Source organism: Pantoea sp. Seng (assembly GCF_009829935.1).
GTDB lineage: Bacteria > Pseudomonadota > Gammaproteobacteria > Enterobacterales > Enterobacteriaceae > Pantoea > Pantoea communis.
Map to the genome: position 1 here is coordinate 306770 of NZ_SZZV01000001.1, position 16351 is coordinate 323120.

At 56.4% G+C, this 16351-nt stretch carries 14 protein-coding genes; 7 read left to right on the forward strand and 7 right to left on the reverse strand.

The features are described from left to right. Nucleotides 1-2: 2 nt before the first annotated feature. Nucleotides 3-1490 (forward strand): FGGY family carbohydrate kinase, encoded by a 1488-nt coding sequence (locus FD737_RS01485; protein WP_160832512.1) that lies wholly within the window; start codon nt 3-5, stop codon nt 1488-1490. 34 nt (nt 1491-1524) lie between these two features. Here the strand turns inward: FD737_RS01485 and FD737_RS01490 are convergent, their stop codons facing one another. Together FD737_RS01490 and FD737_RS01495 are read right to left on the reverse strand one after the other, a co-directional pair. After that, nucleotides 1525-2652, reverse strand: a complete 1128-nt coding sequence (locus tag FD737_RS01490; protein ID WP_160832513.1) for a mechanosensitive ion channel family protein — start codon at nt 2650-2652, stop codon at nt 1525-1527. Nucleotides 2653-2741: 89 nt separating this feature from the next. Continuing rightward, nucleotides 2742-3476 carry a flagellar brake protein gene (locus FD737_RS01495; RefSeq protein ID WP_160832514.1) on the reverse strand — a complete coding sequence of 245 codons (735 nt, stop codon included), beginning with the start codon at nt 3474-3476 and terminating at the stop codon, nt 2742-2744. Nucleotides 3477-3662: 186 nt separating this feature from the next. Here FD737_RS01495 and FD737_RS01500 point away from each other — a divergent pair, with 186 nt between their 5' ends. Next, the gene (locus FD737_RS01500) at nt 3663-3911 is read left to right on the forward strand and encodes a GlsB/YeaQ/YmgE family stress response membrane protein (RefSeq protein ID WP_038647498.1); all 249 of its coding nucleotides are present in this window, start codon (nt 3663-3665) and stop codon (nt 3909-3911) included. 61 nt (nt 3912-3972) lie between these two features. On the opposite strand, the gene FD737_RS01505 is transcribed toward FD737_RS01500, so the two are convergent. Both FD737_RS01505 and treA read right to left on the reverse strand, forming a co-directional pair. Continuing rightward, on the reverse strand, nt 3973-6069 hold the full coding sequence (locus tag FD737_RS01505; protein ID WP_160832515.1) for a TonB-dependent siderophore receptor: 2097 nt from the start codon (nt 6067-6069) through the stop codon (nt 3973-3975). 398 nt (nt 6070-6467) lie between these two features. Continuing rightward, nucleotides 6468-8147, reverse strand: coding sequence for an alpha,alpha-trehalase TreA (treA, locus tag FD737_RS01510; protein WP_160832516.1), 1680 nt, complete (start codon nt 8145-8147; stop codon nt 6468-6470). A 207-nt stretch (nt 8148-8354) separates the two neighbouring features. On the opposite strand from treA, the gene ghrA reads away from it, so the two are divergent. Genes ghrA through FD737_RS01525 form a run of 3 tightly spaced genes read left to right on the forward strand, consistent with a single transcriptional unit; the run spans nt 8355 to nt 10642 of the window. Continuing rightward, nucleotides 8355-9293, forward strand: a complete 939-nt coding sequence (ghrA, locus tag FD737_RS01515) for a glyoxylate/hydroxypyruvate reductase GhrA (protein ID WP_160832517.1) — start codon at nt 8355-8357, stop codon at nt 9291-9293. Between the two features lie 24 nt (nt 9294-9317). After that, nucleotides 9318-10055: a phosphatase gene (locus tag FD737_RS01520; protein ID WP_160832518.1), complete on the forward strand. Its 738-nt coding sequence runs from the start codon at nt 9318-9320 to the stop codon at nt 10053-10055. Between the two features lie 26 nt (nt 10056-10081). Beyond that, nucleotides 10082-10642: a molecular chaperone gene (locus FD737_RS01525; RefSeq protein WP_058959684.1), complete on the forward strand. Its 561-nt coding sequence runs from the start codon at nt 10082-10084 to the stop codon at nt 10640-10642. On the opposite strand, the gene FD737_RS01530 is transcribed toward FD737_RS01525, so the two are convergent. Together FD737_RS01530 and FD737_RS01535 are read right to left on the reverse strand one after the other, a co-directional pair. Continuing rightward, a complete protein-coding gene (locus FD737_RS01530; RefSeq protein WP_160832519.1) occupies nt 10643-12004 on the reverse strand; it encodes a CoA transferase in 1362 nt (453 codons plus the stop codon). It lies immediately after the preceding gene. Between the two features lie 47 nt (nt 12005-12051). Then, nucleotides 12052-12936: a DMT family transporter gene (locus FD737_RS01535; RefSeq protein ID WP_034822113.1), complete on the reverse strand. Its 885-nt coding sequence runs from the start codon at nt 12934-12936 to the stop codon at nt 12052-12054. A gap of 191 nt (nt 12937-13127) precedes the next feature. On the opposite strand from FD737_RS01535, the gene FD737_RS01540 reads away from it, so the two are divergent. After that, nucleotides 13128-13847: a glutamine amidotransferase gene (locus FD737_RS01540; RefSeq protein ID WP_160832520.1), complete on the forward strand. Its 720-nt coding sequence runs from the start codon at nt 13128-13130 to the stop codon at nt 13845-13847. On the opposite strand, the gene FD737_RS01545 is transcribed toward FD737_RS01540, so the two are convergent. Next, a complete protein-coding gene (locus tag FD737_RS01545) occupies nt 13835-14398 on the reverse strand; it encodes a class I SAM-dependent methyltransferase (RefSeq protein WP_097119214.1) in 564 nt (187 codons plus the stop codon). The two genes, FD737_RS01540 and FD737_RS01545, sit on opposite strands and share 13 nt — an antisense overlap. 383 nt (nt 14399-14781) lie before the next feature. Here FD737_RS01545 and FD737_RS01550 point away from each other — a divergent pair, with 383 nt between their 5' ends. Continuing rightward, entirely contained in the window at nt 14782-16302 is a 1521-nt protein-coding gene (locus tag FD737_RS01550; RefSeq protein WP_160832521.1) for an aldehyde dehydrogenase family protein, read from the forward strand. Nucleotides 16303-16351: the final 49 nt, after the last annotated feature.

Below are 16351 nucleotides of genomic sequence, written 5' to 3' on the forward strand. Positions count from 1 at the left end.
ACATGGCGGGTCCATTAATACTGGCAATTGATGAGGGTACCACTAACGCGAAAGCCATAGCGGTGGACCGCGCAGGCAACGTGGTGGCGCGCGGCAGCCAGCCTCTGACGCTAGCCCATCCCCAGCCGGGATTGGCCGAGCAGCATCCGCTGGCGATCTGGCAGGCGGTGAAACAGGCGATTGAAAGCTGTCTGGCGCAGTGCGGCGGGGCAGAGGTGGCCGCCGTCGCGATCAGCAACCAGCGCGAGTCGGTGCTGATCTGGCAGCGCCGCGACGGGCAACCGCTGACGCCGCTGGTGAGCTGGCAGGATCGTCGCTCGGAAGCCTTTTGTCGCGATTTACGCATGGCGGGCAAAGCGCCACGCATCACCGGCTTAACGGGCCTGGCGGTCGATCCCATGTTTCCCGCAGGCAAACTCACCGGGATGCTGGCGACGATTCCAGATGGACTGGCGCGTGCACAAGCCGGTGAACTCTGCATCGGCACAGTGGATTGCTGGCTCAGCTGGCAATTAAGCGGCGGCGAAAGTTTTGTCACCGATCACGCTAATGCGGCCCGCACCCAACTCTACAATTTGCACAGCGGCGACTGGGATGACGAACTGCTGGCGTTATTCCATATCCCGCGTGCGGCACTGCCACATATTGTGCCCTCCGCCAGTGCGCAGGGTGTTGTCACGGTACAGGACATCGCCGGACTGAAAGCGGGTACGCCCATTTTGTCGCGCATTGGCGATTCCCATGCGGCACTGCAGGCGCAACGCAGTGCAGGCGAAGAAGTGGTGAAAGCCACTTACGGCACCGGTTCATCGCTGATGATGTCAATGGCCACCCCTTTGCTGACCGAGAACGGCCTCAGCACCACGGTGGCGTGGCACGATGGGACGCTGCGATTTGCCTTTGAAGGTAACATCACCCATACCGGTTCGGGCGCGGCCTGGCTGGGACGCATGCTGGGCATCAGCGATCCGCGTGAACTGACGGCGATGGCGCATCGCAGCGAGCATAATCAGGGCATCTATTTCGTGCCTGCATTGTCAGGCCTGGGCGCGCCCTGGTGGGATTTGAAGGCGCGCGGCATGGTATGTGGCCTTACCGATGCCGCCACGCCAGAGGTGCTGGCGCGCGTGGCGCTGGAATCAATCACCTTCCAGATTGCCGATGTGTTCTTCGCTATGGAGCAGGCCAGTGGTGTGCAGTTACCCGCGCTCTGTGTGGATGGCACGGCAACCGAAAACAGTTGGCTGATGCAGTTGCAGGCAGACGTGTTGCAGCGGCCGCTGAAACGTGCCCCTACCGCTGAAGTCTCCGCCCTGGGTGCCGCGCTGCTGGCGGGGCGTTCATTAGGTTGGTGGCAGCAGGGCAGTGATATGCAGGCGTTGCAGGGGGGCAGCGTGATTGAGCCGCGCAGCGATCGCGCGACCATTATGCAAGAGAATTATCGCGGCTGGCTGGAAGCGGTGGCGCGTTGTCGTTATCAACCGCATTAGCGTTCAGGCGGGGTAACCGCCTGAACATCGCTCACTAACGTTGTGCCGTCTGGGGTGAGGATTCATTGGAGGCATCGCTGAGATTAATCCGTGGTAATACACCCCCCGTAAACTCGACACGACGCATTGGGAAAGCAAAACGAATCTGCTTCTGCTCCAGTTGCGCCATCAGCTGGAGGTTAATTTCCTGCTGGATGTCCATATACTTGTTGTACTCGGCACTGAGCACGAAGTAGACCACTTCAAATGTCAACTGCGACTCATCAAAAGCGAGGAAATGTGCGCGGTCAAAACGAGTATCCGGCACATCCTGAATGATCTCCTTCACCATGCTACCAATTTGTCGCACTTTCTCAGCAGGCGTAGCGTAATTAATGCCGAACTTAAACACGATGCGACGCTGCTGCATGCGTTTGTAATTGTGGATGGTCTGCTGCAGCAAGATGGTGTTCGAGCAAACGATCTGTTCGCCGCTCAGGCTGCGCAGCCGGGTGGTTTTCAGACCAATGTGTTCGATTGAGCCCGCCACATCGCCAAACACAATAAAATCGCCATGCTCAAAGGGCTTGTCAAAACCAATGGCCAGCGAGGCAAACACGTCACTCAACACCGTCTGAATCGCCAGGGCGATCGCAATGCCGCCGACGCCGAGGCTGGCAACCAGTGCGGTAATATTGATGCCCATGTTGGACAGGATTGCCAACATCATCATCACCCACACCACCACCCGCAGCAGAATGCCGAGGATTACCGTGGTCACCGGATTGCGCACGTGCAATGGATCACGCAGCAAACTCTGTAGCCAGAGCCGGATGCCACAGTCAATCCACATGGTCATTTGCAGAATAAAGGCCAGGAACCAGCCGTGTGCAATCGTCACGCTCCAGCTGGCGGGTAGGTCGACAAACCTCAGTGCAATCAGTAATGAGAAAATCAGCAGCAAAGGCTGGCTGGTAGTGCGCAGAATTTCCACCAACAGTGTGGTGACGCGGTGATTCCGCTGCTCGCTGTAGTGCGCAATACGGTTGGATACAAAGCGGATGAGGGTACGTAATAGCCAATACATCATCAAGGTACCGAAGACGATGATGGCGCTGTTTATCCAGAAGGTTTGATTGAGAAAAATGAGTTGTAAACGATGGGCAGAAAGCCAGTTTTCCATTGGGGAGATTCTCCTTGCTGGGAGGCGATAAAAAGTGAAAGCAAGGAAAGGATAGCCTGGCGGGCGCCTTTTGTGGCGCCAGCAGGGATTTACTGGAAGCGATTCGCTTTGTCGCGGGCCAGACGTTCCAGCGCAAAGATCACTTGCTGTAGCTGGCGTTCCTGTACGGGCTCAATGGCGGTAAAACGGAAGCTGAGACGAGGGGTTGTGCGGGTTTCATTCTTGCTGGTGACCATGCTGCGCTCGCCAATGTGCAGCAGCTGTGCGGTGACCTCAAAATGACCGTATTCGCCCAATTCCACGCGCAGGTTTTTAAAGGTATCACCGCGGTTCAGACCCTCTGGCAAGCTTTCGTCCAGCAAGACACCTGCGCCACCGAGAGAGAGATCTTGTAAACGGAAGCGCGCTTTACTGCCATCCGGCCACTGCGTATGGCAGTAAAACACCGGTTCCATCGGAGCTGAAACACGGAAAAACTCACGACGCTGAATCTGCCACAGCAGCTCAGGCAGCGGGGCAGTAAACGCCGGTAAGCCCTCAAACTCGGTGCGCTCCAGTTTGATCAAGCCAAACTCCACTTTGGCACCCTGGGTTTCTGCCGCGATATTCACTTCACCGCCCTGCAGCGCTAAATCGTTATCCAGTGCATTACTGCCGAGGTCGAAGATCACGCGATCTTCATCGGCATCCAGCATGCGGCTGATAAATTGACCGCGCGAAAAACTGACCATTAATGGGGTCTGGAAACGCAACAAATCCTTCATTACGTTTAAAACAGCAAGGGTGCCTCGTTTGAGATATTGTTCGTTATCGGCGTCTTTCACATCCTGCTCCACTTATCCGATTGTTATTATCACGGGTGACACGGCTATCGAATTGTTATCGACGTTCTGACAAAAAGCTTTAGCCTGCTAACTATCTATTTACTGTGATGTTCATCAAGCAGATTAAAAATATCCGGCTATACTAATCGCAGTGAACACCTTGATTCATAACGTAAGGAGCAGTAAATGGGTATTCTTTCATGGATTATTTTTGGTTTGATTGCCGGGATCATCGCTAAATGGATCATGCCAGGTAAAGATGGCGGCGGATTCATCATCACTGTGGTTTTAGGGATTGTCGGCGCGGTGGTTGGCGGCTGGATCAGTACCCTGTTTGGCTTCGGCAAGGTTGACGGTTTCAACTTTGGCAGCTTCGTGGTGGCGGTGATTGGTGCCATTGTGGTGCTGTGGATCTACCGTAAAGTGCGTACCTAGCAATACACTCTGATTTAATGAAATCCGCATCCCCAACGGGATGCGGATTTTTTTATGGCGGTTAGAAGTCGTAACCCACGGTGGCGGTAATGGTCCGCTCCGCACCGCGATAGCAATAGCCGGTGCCATAGCAGGCGGCGAGATACTTTTTGTCGGTCAGGTTATTGGCATTCACCTGCAGCCAAGCCCCTTTCAACTGTGAATCCCACGCACCGAGATCGGCACGTACGGAAGCATCAAACAACGTTACCGACGGCAAACGTGTGGTGTTTTCGTTATCGGCCCACTGCTTACCGATATAACGCACGCCTGCGCCGGCGCTCAAGCCGTAATCAAACTGATAGTGACCCCAGAATGACGCCATGCTGTTCGGCGTGACGTAAGGCGTATGACCATCATTCCCGTCAACGGAATCTTTGAAACGCAGATGGTTCAGCGTGTAACCGGCGATGGTGCTGAGTCGCGGCGTCAGCTGGTTGCGGGCTTCCAGCTCAATGCCCTGCGAATGCACTTTGCCGGACGGAGTAAAGGTGCTGTCTACCACGTTGCGGTTCGCCACATCGTTCTGCGTCAAATCGTACAGCGCGATGGAGTACATATCGCGCGTGCCCACCGGCTGGTATTTCACACCGGCTTCATACTGCTCGGAAGTGGTTGGCTTCAGCTGATTGCCGTCTGGGTCGGTCAAAGAAGCCGGGGTAATCGCCTGGCTCCAGCTGACGTAAGGTGAAATACCGCTGTCGAACGCATACAGCAGCGCAGCACGGCCGCTGACGTGGTCATCCTGGCGACGGCTGGTGCCATTATTGGAGACGATGCGATCGTAACGACCAGAGAGATCCAGATGCCAGCGGTCGAGCTGCATTTCATCCTGCAAGTAGAGTCCGGTCTGATAATAGCGACGCGTTTGTTCGGTCCAGCTGTAATCCGGCATGCTGCCGACCGCTTCGCCCGTCCAGGGGTTTAATGAACTCGCATAGCCACTGGCTTTACTCAAATCATTCTTATAACGGTGGTATTCGGCACCGAGGATCACCCGATGCTGCAGCGCGCCGGTGGCAAAATCGGCCTGCAGACGGTTATCGTTGGCCCATGCGCTGAGCGAGGAACGTTCACCGGAGTAGTAGCGGGTCAGCAGGTCCGGGTTAGCGGCATCCCAGCCAATCTGATACACCTGATCGAGATCGACATTGGCGTGGCTATAGCTGGCGGTGGAGTATACAGACCACACTTCATTGAAGCGGTGCGAGAAGTCGTAGCTGTAGATCTGCTCGTGGCGCTTGAACTGATCCAGCGCGCTGTCGCCCTCATAGAATCCATCACTCAGCTTGCGGCCATTATGGCTATAAAGCGTGCCTTCAGCGGGCACGGAACCGTGATAACCGCCGGATGGATCTTTTTGCAGATAGGCACGCAGCACCAGACTGGTGTCTTCGCTGGGTTGCCACAGCAGCTGTGGCGAAATCGCATATTTTTCTTCACGGGTGTGATCGTATTGCGTATCGCTGTTACGCGTGATGCCGGTGAGACGGAAAGCCCACTGATCGTTAATCGCATTGGTGTAGTCAAAGGCGGCGCTGTTGGTGGCGTTGGTGCCGGTCGACAGGCGGAAATGGCCCTCTTCAGCAAACTGCGGCCGCTTGCTCACCTGATTGACTAATCCGCCTGGTACGGTCTGGCCGTAAAGTGCGGAGGAGGGGCCTTTGATCACATCAACGCGATCGAGGAACCAGTTATCTACCTGCAAGATGTTGAAGCTGCCGCCATCACTCATGATGCGCAAGCCATCCAAGAAGGTGTTATCGACATCGCCGCCATGGAAACCACGCAGCGCAATGGTGTCATAGCGAGTGGCGGCCCCGCCGAAGTTGGTGAATACGCCCGGCGTGTAGTTCAGTACCTGATTGAGATCCTGCGCACCCTGATCTTCCATCTGCTGACGTGTCACCACTGAGATGGACTGCGGCGTGGTGATCAGCGGCTGATCGTTTTTACTGCCGCCGCTGCTGCGGGTGGCGAGATAGCCTTGCGTCGGTGAGTTGGCGCTCTCCTGCGGTTGCGCGGTGACGACGATGGACTCTTCTGCGAAGGTTGCAGCAGGGAGGGCCAGAGCCAGTGCACAGAGCATGCGGGTACGATTAAGGGTAAAAAGCGTCATTGGAAATCCTTTAACGGGAAGCAGAACAAAAGCAGCACTCAACCGGCAATGCCAAAAATTGAGAATACGATTAAAATTAAGAGTGAGAATTATTATCTTTTAGTGGGTGTGTTTCAAGTTGTTAATGTGAGTGAAAGAGATTGTGAGGAAATGAACAGGAGCGGTGGCGTAGCGAGCGCGGCTTTATGTGAGAAAAGGTTTCATGATGCAGTCATACCCTCTGTCGCGGTGCACGATGGTTTGCAGACCTGAGGTGATGACTTCGCTGCGTTAAATGGTGACATCGCCTGCCTGAGATGATGGCATTGAGCACCTTAGCTTTGACAGTGCGAACCGATTGCGCTGCTACCGTTTGACAAACAAAGCAGTAGCAGCGGTTTTAAAGTAGGGGGAGAGGGTTATTTACCCGCACTCAGCGCGGGCATATTCGGGATATCGCTCGCGTTATTACAGGTGTGATCTTTCGGGCAGTATTTATCCAGTAGTTTGAGCGTCACGCCGTTGGTCCAGCCGAAACCGTCCTGCAACGGATATTCACCGCCGCCACCGCCGCCCAGTTGCGCGCCTACCACCACATACTTTTCAACCAGCTTGTGCTCTTTATCGTAAGTGGCCTGCACGTTCTGCAGGAAGCGCTGACCAATTTCCTGTGCCAGCTTGGGTTGCTTGTAATGTTCCAGACCTTCCACCGCCACCCATTGCAGAGGCGCCCAGCCATTTGGTGCATCCCATTGCTGACCATTGTTCACGGTGGTGGTCACCAAACCGCCAGGTTTCAACAGCTGTTTCTCCACCGCTTTGGCAGTGCGGTCCGCCTGTTTCTCGCTCGCCACCTGCATATAGAGTGGGAACAAGGTAGCGGCGGTCAGCTGCGGATGAATGTGTTTTTTCTGCCAGTCATAGTCGGCATACCAGCCCTGTTTCTCATCCCACAGATAACGATTAATCGCTGCCTGACGTTTCTCAGCATCTGCCGCGAACTGTTTGGCTTTGTCATCCTGATTCGCCAGTTTCGAGGCTTTGGACAACACTTGCTCCAGATGGAACATCAGGCTATTGAGATCGACCGGTGCCAGTTGGGTGGTGCGGATCGAGGCCAGATTGTGGGCATCGGTAAACCAGCGAGAACTGAAGTCCCAACCCGAGGCCGCACCAACACGAAGGTCGCGATATACCTGCTGTTTATTGCGATCGGGCGCTTTGTTGGCAGTGTTGACATCGTCGAGCCAGGATTCGGTGCGCGGTGCATCACGTTCGTCCCAATAGCGATTGAGTAGGGTACCGTCGCTAAGTTTGATCACGCGCTTGCTGGCCTGACCGGCAGCGACCTTATCGCTGTCCGCCATCCAGTAGTCGTACTCTTTCTGCAACTGCGGCAAATACTGGCGATAGACATCATCACCTTTATGGGTCGCCAGCAGATCTACCATCAGGCTAAAGAACGGTGGCTGCGAACGGCTGAGATAATAACTGCGGTTGCCATTCGGGATATGGCCGTATTTATCCAGTTCGGTGGCGAAGTTATCCACCATATCCTGCACGCGATCCCAGTGCCCGCTTTCGGCGAGGCCCAGCATGGTGAAGTAGCTATCCCAGTAATAAACTTCGCGGAAACGGCCGCCGGGGACCACATAGGGTTTCGGCAGTGGCAACAGGGAATCATACTGGCTGGCGGTCGGTGTCGATCGTGTCAGCACCGGCCACAGGCCGTTGATATGTTCACGCAGGCTTTGTCCTGCAGGCGGCACGTATTTGTCCTGCTCTTTAGGCAGGGTGAAATTAGCGTCCACGAAATGCTTCAGGTCGAAATTGCGCTGGCTCTTTTGCATCTGCCAGTCCGCCAGTATCGAGGAGGGATTGTATTTCGGAACCGCATCGGCAAAGGTTTTCTGATCCGGATAAAATTTTGCCTGCTGTACCGCATTAAACAGAGGCCCCAGGCGGATATCGGGCGGCTGTGGCTGGCTGCTTAGCATTCGGCTGGTATCTTCCGCCTGCGCAACAGAGGCGCTGGCCAGCAGCGCCGCGCTCAGTAAGAATGTCAGTGGCGCGGGGGTGAATTTGACATTTTTTATCATCGGTTTTTCTCCTTGTCCGAAAAGGTGGTGCGCTAACACATTGACCACCCGAACAACTTTAGTCGCTAACGCGCCGCTTAGCCGCCTCAGGCCATGGAAATGTGAAGCCGCGGGAATTAATCACGCAAGAAATTGCATTAACCTTAAGGTTTTTGCTTGCCCTGAAGCGCTATTTGCCTGAGGCTGAAGGAAAAAAAGGAGAGCTGTATGGAGATCATCTGGTATCACCCGTCGCAAGCCCCCGATCGCTGGCTAGCGGGACTACGTCAGCGTTTACCGCAAGCCAACGTGCGCTACTGGCAGCCGGGCGATACGGATCCGGCGGATTATGCCATCGTGCGTTCGCCACCCACCGAGATGCTGGCTGGTCGTCCATTGAAAGGTGTGTTTGCCATGGGCGCGGGCGTCGACGAAATTCTTAAGCAACTGCGCGCCCATCCGGAAATGTTAGCCGATGACGTGCCGCTGTTCCGTCTCGAAGATACCGGCATGGCGCGACAGATGCAGGAATACGCCAACTGGTGCGTGCTAGGCTGGTTCCGCCGTTTTGCCGACTACCGCCAGCAGCAGCAACAGGCAAACTGGCAGCCACTCAACACAGCAGACCGCGCCAACTTCACCATCGGCGTGCTCGGTGCGGGCGTACTGGGCAGTAGCGTGCTCGAAAGTTTGCGTCAGTGGGGCTTCCCGCTGCGTTGCTGGAGCCGCTCGGCTAAGCAGATTGAGGGCGTGCAAACCTTCCACGGTCGCGATCAGCTGGATGCGTTTCTGGATGGCACTCAGGTGCTGATCGATCTGCTGCCCACCACGCCGGAAACCACCAACCTGATCGATGAAAAGTTGCTGCGCGTGTTACCGCACGGGGCCTTTTTCCTCAATCTGGCGCGTGGCGCGCATGTGGTGGAAGCCGATCTGCTGGCGGCGCTGAACAGCGGGCAACTGGCGGGCGCGGCGCTGGATGTGTTCCAGACCGAGCCACTGCCGGCGAATCACCCGCTCTGGTCTCATCCACATGTCACATTGACGCCACATACTGCGGCTATCACGTTGCCCGGCGAGGCGATGGATTTCATTGCCGGTGCCATACTTGCTCTGGAGCAAGGGGATCAGCCGGGTGGTTTAGTCGATCGTCAGCGCGGTTATTAATTCACATTGAGTCAGGAGAAGAGGATGTATCCCGTCGATTTGCATATGCACACCGTTGCCAGTACCCACGCATACAGCACACTGCATGACTATGTGGTGCAGGCGAAGCAGAATGGCCTGAAGCTGTTTGCCATCACCGATCACGGCCCGGATATGGCGGATGCGCCGCACTACTGGCACTTCGTTAATATGCGCATCTGGCCACGCGTGATTGATGGCGTAGGCGTTTTGCGTGGTATTGAAGCCAACATCAAAAACCAGCAAGGCGACATTGACTGCAGCGGCCCGATGCTGGATGCGCTGGATCTGATTGTGGCCGGTTTCCATGAGCCGGTGTACGCACCGCGTGATAAAGCGCATCACACGGAAGCGATGATTGCCGCGATGGCGGGCGGGCTGGTGCACATTATTTCACATCCTGGCAACCCGAAATTCCCGGTGGATATCCGCGCCATTGCCGAAGCCGCCGCGCATTATGATGTGGCGCTGGAGATCAATAACTCCTCCTTTACCCATTCGCGTCCGGGCAGTGAACCCAACTGCCGCGCCATCGCTGAAGCGGTGCGTGATGCCGGCGGGCGTCTGGCGTTTGGGTCGGATTCGCACACCGCCTTTACCCTCGGTCATTTCGAACACTGCATCCGCATTACGCGTGAAGTGGATTTTCCCGAGGATCGCGTGTTAAATGTCACGCCGCGCCGCCTGCTCGACTTTCTCCAACAGCGAACCGGTAAGCACATTGCTGAATTTGCGGACTTTTAACTTTTAGCCTCAAGGAATTCTGTTGCATGAATGAGTTTTCCATTCTCTGCCGCGTCATCGGCTCGCTGTTCAACCGCCAGCCACAAGATCCATTGCTGGTGCCGCTCTTCACCATGCTGCGTGAAGGCAAACTGAAGGCTCAGTGGCCGCTGGAGCAGGATGAACTGTTAACACGTCTGCAGCAGAATAGCGATCCGCAGGCCCTGGCGGCGGATTACAACGCACTGTTCGTCGGCAGCGAATGCAGCGTACCGCCTTACGCCTCACAATGGCCAAACGGCCCGCAAGAAGCGGATGTGCGTGCGTTTCTCTCTTCACGTGGCATGCCGTTAAGCGACGCGCCAGCCGACCATTTTGGCGTACTGCTGCTGGCGGCCTCGTGGCTGGAAGATCAGTCCGCGGAGGATGAGTTTGCTGCGCAATTAGCGCTGTTCGACGACTATCTGCTGCCGTGGTGCGGCGCGTTCCTCGGCAAAGTGGAAGCCCACGCGACCAGCGCGTTCTACCGCACGCTGGCCGCGCTGAGCCGTGAAGCTATTCAGGCAATGTACGACGAGCTGAACGAAGGCAACGACGAAGAAGCCTGATTACCAGCTGGCTGCGCTGCTGCCGAGCTTGACGCCCGGCGTGGCGCAGATCATCGGCGTGCCGGGCAGGTATGCAGCGGCACGCAACCTTTCGGCAATCCCCCACGTATTGATCTCAACTGTCGGCAGGGCATCGTCGTGCTGCGCGGTAATGCCATGCTGCGGCTGTTGCGGTGACGCGCCAAACTGTTGCAATAGCCTGGCGGTGCGCGCCAGCGATAGGCGTGCCTGCCAGCCAACGTGATTTTCCCGACGTTGACGCATCCCTTCCAGCACAGCGGCGGCCATCATATAGCCAGTGGCGTGATCGAGCGCCTGCACCGGCAGCGGTGTCGGTTTGATGTTACCACGCCAGACCATGCCCTGTTCGGCAATGCCGCATCCCATCTGCACCAGACTGTCAAAGCCGCGACGATTGCGCCATGGTCCGCCCCAGCCCCACGCATTGAGACTGACATCCACCAATCCGGGCGACAGTTTGCGCCGTGACTCGGCATCCAGCCCCAGCTTTTCCAGCGCATCCGCGCGATAACCATGCACCAGCACATCAGCGTGTTTGATTAGATCGCGCAGCTGCTCAACGCCCGCTCTGGATTTGAGATCGAGCCGTGCGCAGCGTTTGCCGCAGGTGATCTCCTCCTCCAATGTTGGCTCTTCCCAGCCGTAAGGATCGATACGTAAAACCTGCGCGCCAAGGCTGGCGAGAAAACGCGTGGCGACCGGCCCGGCGATAATGCGCGTCAGATCCAGCACACGCACGCCGAGCAGCGGACGAGCAGGCTGCAGTTGCCAGCCGGGCGTTGGGGCATCCCCCGTGGCCTGTTGGGCGATCAGCGCTTCACTGCTGACGGCCAGCCCTTGCGGGTGCTGCAACCACTGTTGCTCACTGCGCATCTGCGCAGCACAGCCGCCAGCCTCAATCACGGCCTGCTCCAGCGCGGCCGCTTGCCACTGAGACACCCGCTGCGCTAATGCGGCGCGGTCGGCGTGTTGGCCCAGCACCTGCTCCATGGCGGCGCGATGATGCGGAGCGTTGGTGTGCAGACGGATCCAGCCATCGGCGGTGGCGTAATCGCCTGCAAAGGGATCCCAGAGCGCGGCGGGTGAGCGATTTAGCGGCGTGAGGCTGTGCTGAAACCAGCGAGAGGCGAGCCTTACATTGACGCTAACCGGGGCCGATTGCCCGAGTAAATCGCTCACTGCCTGGCTTGCCAACCCGATGCTGGTGGCGGCCAGTTCACTGACGGCAAACGCGGAAGAAAAGGTATCGGGCTGGAGAAAGCTGAGCGCGGGAAGGGGTTCCGCGCCACGCAATCCTTGCCACAGTTGCTGCCATAACGCGGCAGCAGATTGAGTATCCATATTGAGTCTCCGGAAAACGCGCGAGACTCAAGCATAGCAGAGAGAATTTAACGGCGGCGCAGGCGAGGAAAGCGCGCGTGCATGCGCAGATTACGCAGGTTGATCACCGCAATGGCGGTACCGAGCACTACCAGAGACGCCCCGAGAATTTTGAAGCTGTTCATGCTATCGCCCAGCACAAATACGCCCATCAACACGGCCAGCACGGGCGTGAGCAGCGAGTAAGGCATGATTAAGTTGACGTTGTACTTTTTCAGCAACGAATACCACAGGGTATAAGCCACAATCGAGGAAGCCAGCGCGCTGTAAAGAATACCAAACCAGCCGCGCCAGCCCGCATGACTTAAGGCGTAAAACTGGTGCGATTCGGTGAGCCAGGAAGCGGCACCGACAATCGGCACGGCGAGGAAGGAGATCCAACCGGTGAGCGTCAGCGGTTTTATCGGCGGCGATTTCTTCACGATCATATTGCTGATGGCCCAGCCAAAGGCGCTGCACAACAAGATGCATAAGACCCACCACGCCGGAATCGTGGGGCTGCCGGAGAGCACCGCCACGCCACTTAAAGAGATCGCAATACCAAACAGCTGTACCAGCGTCAGCTTCTCTTTTAGCACCAGCATTGCCAGCAACATGGCAATCGGCGTACCAAGCTGCACCACAATCGCACCGGTGCCGGCATCGGTAAAGCGCATGCCGACAAACAGCAGCGAGAAGTGCATAAAGCCAAAGGTGAAGGCAAGGGTGAGCAGCCATGGCAGCTGTTCGCGCGTAATTCGGCAGAACGGCACCAGTACAATCGCCACCACCACAAAGCGCATCCAGGTGAGGAACAGCGGCGGAAGTTCCAGCAATCCCCACTTCACTGCCACGTTATTGAAAGCCCAGATGGAGACCACCATCAGAACCATAAAGAAATGCCGCACTGCCACAATGTCATCCTTCACATGAAAGGGGGGTAATCACCGGCTAATCATGGCACGAAGCCGTACATTTCTGTGACATTGTGCAAAAATATTTTTCGTTATGGCATGAGCTTATGCAGGAAAAAAATAAGACAGGTCACTGATTTCCTGTCAAAGTGGATGTCCGAAAGCTGACTCCGTTAAGGAATGAATTCGGAATGACACACACCCGCGCGTTACCCCTTGCTCTGATTCAACTCGAAGTGCCGCCACCGCAGGTTGTGGCGCAAATTGGTGAACAACCCGTCTGGTTTATTGATGCGCTGCAACTGCAGCCTGAAGACTATGTGATTGTCCGTCCGCATCTTGGCGAAGAGTTGCCGGCGTTTGATCGCGTCAGCGGCGCGATTCTCAGCGGCTCCTGGGCAATGGTCACCGACCACGCCGACTGGAGCGAACGCACGGCCGCATGGATCCGTGGTGCGCTGGAAGCGGAGCTGCCGCTGCTGGGCGTCTGTTACGGTCATCAGCTGATGGCGTATGCGCTGGGCGGCAAAGTGGGTGATAACCCGAACGGCTGGGAGCGCGGCTTGAAAACCCTGACCCACACTGCCAGTGATGATCCCTGTTTAGCGACGTTACCAGGTGAATTCCAGGCGTGGTTGTCACATCGTCAGTCGGTGATTACGCCGCCGTCGCAGGCTGAAGTATTGGCACGTTCCGAGCTGGATGGCTGCCAGATTTTACGTTATTCCCCGCAGGCGCTGTCGGTGCAGTTCCACCCGGAGTTTACCCGCGAAATCATGACCACCTGCTTACCGGAAGGCGTGAGTGATGATGGCGCGCAGGTCGCCGGTGAGGATTGGTCACGTGAGTTGCTCCAAAGATTCTGGCAGCAAACGCGGCCGAAGCCGCGCGTGCAGGCTCAGGGCGCGTAATGCCGTGTGCAGCGATAAACCCAGGCGGGCGGCATATTTTTCAGCACCCGCTGGCGCTGCCAGGTGAAGTAACGTGACAGGGTAGGTTGGGTCAATGAGGTGTATTGAAACTGGATAAATACACCGCGCGGGCCCAATACATCGTGCACGGCGCTCAGAATCGCTTCGCGCGTTTCCGGCGGCAGCGACAGCAGCGGCAGGCCGGAAAAGATCACATCGTATTCACCCGACAAGTACTCGGCTGAGCACGCACGCACCTGCATGCGCGGATCGCTCCACGCGCGCAAACTCTTCACTAAATCTGGACTGATCTCGAACACATCTAATTGAGCCTGCGGTGACATTCTGTCCAGAATATGACGGGTTAACACGCCGTCACCGGCACCCAGTTCGGCGATACGCAGGCTGTGATCCCAGTTGGCGGCATCGCACATGGTGCGGCACAGCGCAGCAGAGGAGGGCGTGATGCTGCCCATCTTGCGCGGGTTTCGAATAAATTGCTGAACAAAGTTCGCTTTGGCGCGCATTAACGTCAGGGCTGAAGCCAACATCTCTTTCTCCTGATGAGTATCCTGTTTCATATTGACCAAATTCATTGCGTTTGTTTCGCTTTTCGCTGCATATGCGGCAAAACTCGGAATTTTCCGCAACGAAGCGGGGAAGAAATTGGAGAGATGTAAAGCTGATAACCTGGCTGTGAATTGGCGCAATAGACTCCCGCCATCTGCGGCGGGCAAGAGCGTAACGTTTAATCAATGCTGAGACTGACGTGCAGGATCATCATGCATAAATCTCAAACCCTCATTGCCGGAATTTTCCTTCGGTGCGGTCACAGTTTCCCGCTCTGCAATCTGACAGGCTGACATTGATCGATCAATGTTAATAACAGGTTTCATAGTTGTTATTCGCCACTCTGTCCGCAAGGAGAAACACCATGCGTTACGCTGCTCCGGGAGAACAAGGTTCTCTCATCACTCTGCAATCGCGTTATGGCAACTTTATCAACGGCGAATTCGTTGCGCCGGTGAACGGTAATTACTTCGTCAACACCACCCCCATCAACGGTTCTACCATCGGCGAGTTCCCGCGTTCGGATAAGGCCGATATCGATAATGCGGTGGCGGCAGCACAGGCCGCTGCAGATGCCTGGGGCAAAACCTCCCCGCAGGCACGTTCGCTGGTGCTGCTGAAAATCGCCGATCGACTGGAAGAGAAGCTGGAATACATCGCGGTCAACGAAACCTGGGATAACGGCAAGCCGGTACGTGAAACCCTGGCCGCTGACCTACCGCTGGCGGTAGACCACTTCCGCTACTTCGCGGGCTGCGTGCGCGCACAGGAAGGTACCGCAGCAGAAATCGATGAATTCACCGCCGCTTATCACTTCCACGAACCGCTGGGCGTGGTCGGGCAAATCATCCCGTGGAACTTCCCGCTGTTAATGGCGGCGTGGAAACTGGCTCCGGCGCTCGGAGCAGGTAACTGCGTGGTGTTGAAACCGGCTGAGCAGACGCCCTTGTCGATCACCCTGTTTATGGAAGTGATCAAAGATCTGGTGCCACCGGGTGTCATCAATGTGGTGCACGGTTACGGTAAAGAAGCCGGTGAAGCGCTGGCGTCACATCCGGGCATCGCTAAGATCGCCTTTACCGGCTCCACCGCTACCGGTGGGCATATCCTCGAGCTGGCGGCGAAAAGCCTGATCCCGTCCACCGTTGAGCTGGGCGGTAAATCACCGAACATCTTCTTTGAAGACATCATGGATGCGGAAGAGAGCTTTATCGAGAAAGCGGCAGAAGGCGTGGTGCTCGGTTTCCTGAATCAGGGCGAAGTCTGTACCTGTCCGTCACGCGCGCTGGTGCAAGAGTCGATCTTTGAGCCGTTTATGGCGGCCGTCATGAAACGTATTAAAACCATCAAACGCGGCGATCCGCTGGATACCGAAACCATGATTGGCGCGCAGGCGTCGCAACAGCAGTTCGACAAAATCCTCTCTTATCTGGAAATCGCGCAGAAAGAGGGTGCACAGGTGCTGCACGGCGGCGGTGTAGAGAAGATTGGTGAAGCGTTCGATAGCGGCTACTACATTCAGCCCACGCTGCTGAAAGGCGACAACAGCATGCGCGTGTTCCAAGAAGAGATCTTTGGACCGGTGGTCGGTGTGCTGACCTTCAAAGATGAAGCGGAAGCCCTCGCCATCGCCAATGACTCAATCTACGGGCTGGGTGCTGGCGTCTGGACCCGCGACATCAACCGCGCCTATCGCATGGGGCGCGCGATTAAAGCGGGTCGTGTCTGGACCAACTGTTATCACCTTTATCCGGCACATGCGGCGTTCGGTGGCTATAAAAAATCCGGTATCGGTCGCGAGACCCATAAAATGATGCTTGATCATTACCAGCAAACCAAAAACTTGCTGGTGAGCTACAGCACGCAACCGCTGGGCTTTTTCTAAGCACTCAGGCAGCGGGTCATGCCGCTGCCTTTTCTCCCACATGCCTCAT

Bases quoted from the DNA above. Each gene is read 5' to 3' on its own strand.
- FD737_RS01485 (WP_160832512.1), top strand. From the start codon at position 3: ATGGCGGGTCCATTAATACTGGCAATTGATGAGGGTACCACTAACGCG.
- FD737_RS01490 (WP_160832513.1), bottom strand. From the start codon at position 2,652: ATGGAAAACTGGCTTTCTGCCCATCGTTTACAACTCATTTTTCTCAAT.
- FD737_RS01500 (WP_038647498.1), top strand. From the start codon at position 3,663: ATGGGTATTCTTTCATGGATTATTTTTGGTTTGATTGCCGGGATCATC.
- FD737_RS01505 (WP_160832515.1), bottom strand. From the start codon at position 6,069: ATGACGCTTTTTACCCTTAATCGTACCCGCATGCTCTGTGCACTGGCT.
- treA (WP_160832516.1), bottom strand. From the start codon at position 8,147: ATGATAAAAAATGTCAAATTCACCCCCGCGCCACTGACATTCTTACTG.
- ghrA (WP_160832517.1), top strand. From the start codon at position 8,355: ATGGAGATCATCTGGTATCACCCGTCGCAAGCCCCCGATCGCTGGCTA.
- FD737_RS01520 (WP_160832518.1), top strand. From the start codon at position 9,318: ATGTATCCCGTCGATTTGCATATGCACACCGTTGCCAGTACCCACGCA.
- FD737_RS01525 (WP_058959684.1), top strand. From the start codon at position 10,082: ATGAATGAGTTTTCCATTCTCTGCCGCGTCATCGGCTCGCTGTTCAAC.
- FD737_RS01530 (WP_160832519.1), bottom strand. From the start codon at position 12,004: ATGGATACTCAATCTGCTGCCGCGTTATGGCAGCAACTGTGGCAAGGA.
- FD737_RS01540 (WP_160832520.1), top strand. From the start codon at position 13,128: ATGACACACACCCGCGCGTTACCCCTTGCTCTGATTCAACTCGAAGTG.
- FD737_RS01545 (WP_097119214.1), bottom strand. From the start codon at position 14,398: ATGTTGGCTTCAGCCCTGACGTTAATGCGCGCCAAAGCGAACTTTGTT.
- FD737_RS01550 (WP_160832521.1), top strand. From the start codon at position 14,782: ATGCGTTACGCTGCTCCGGGAGAACAAGGTTCTCTCATCACTCTGCAA.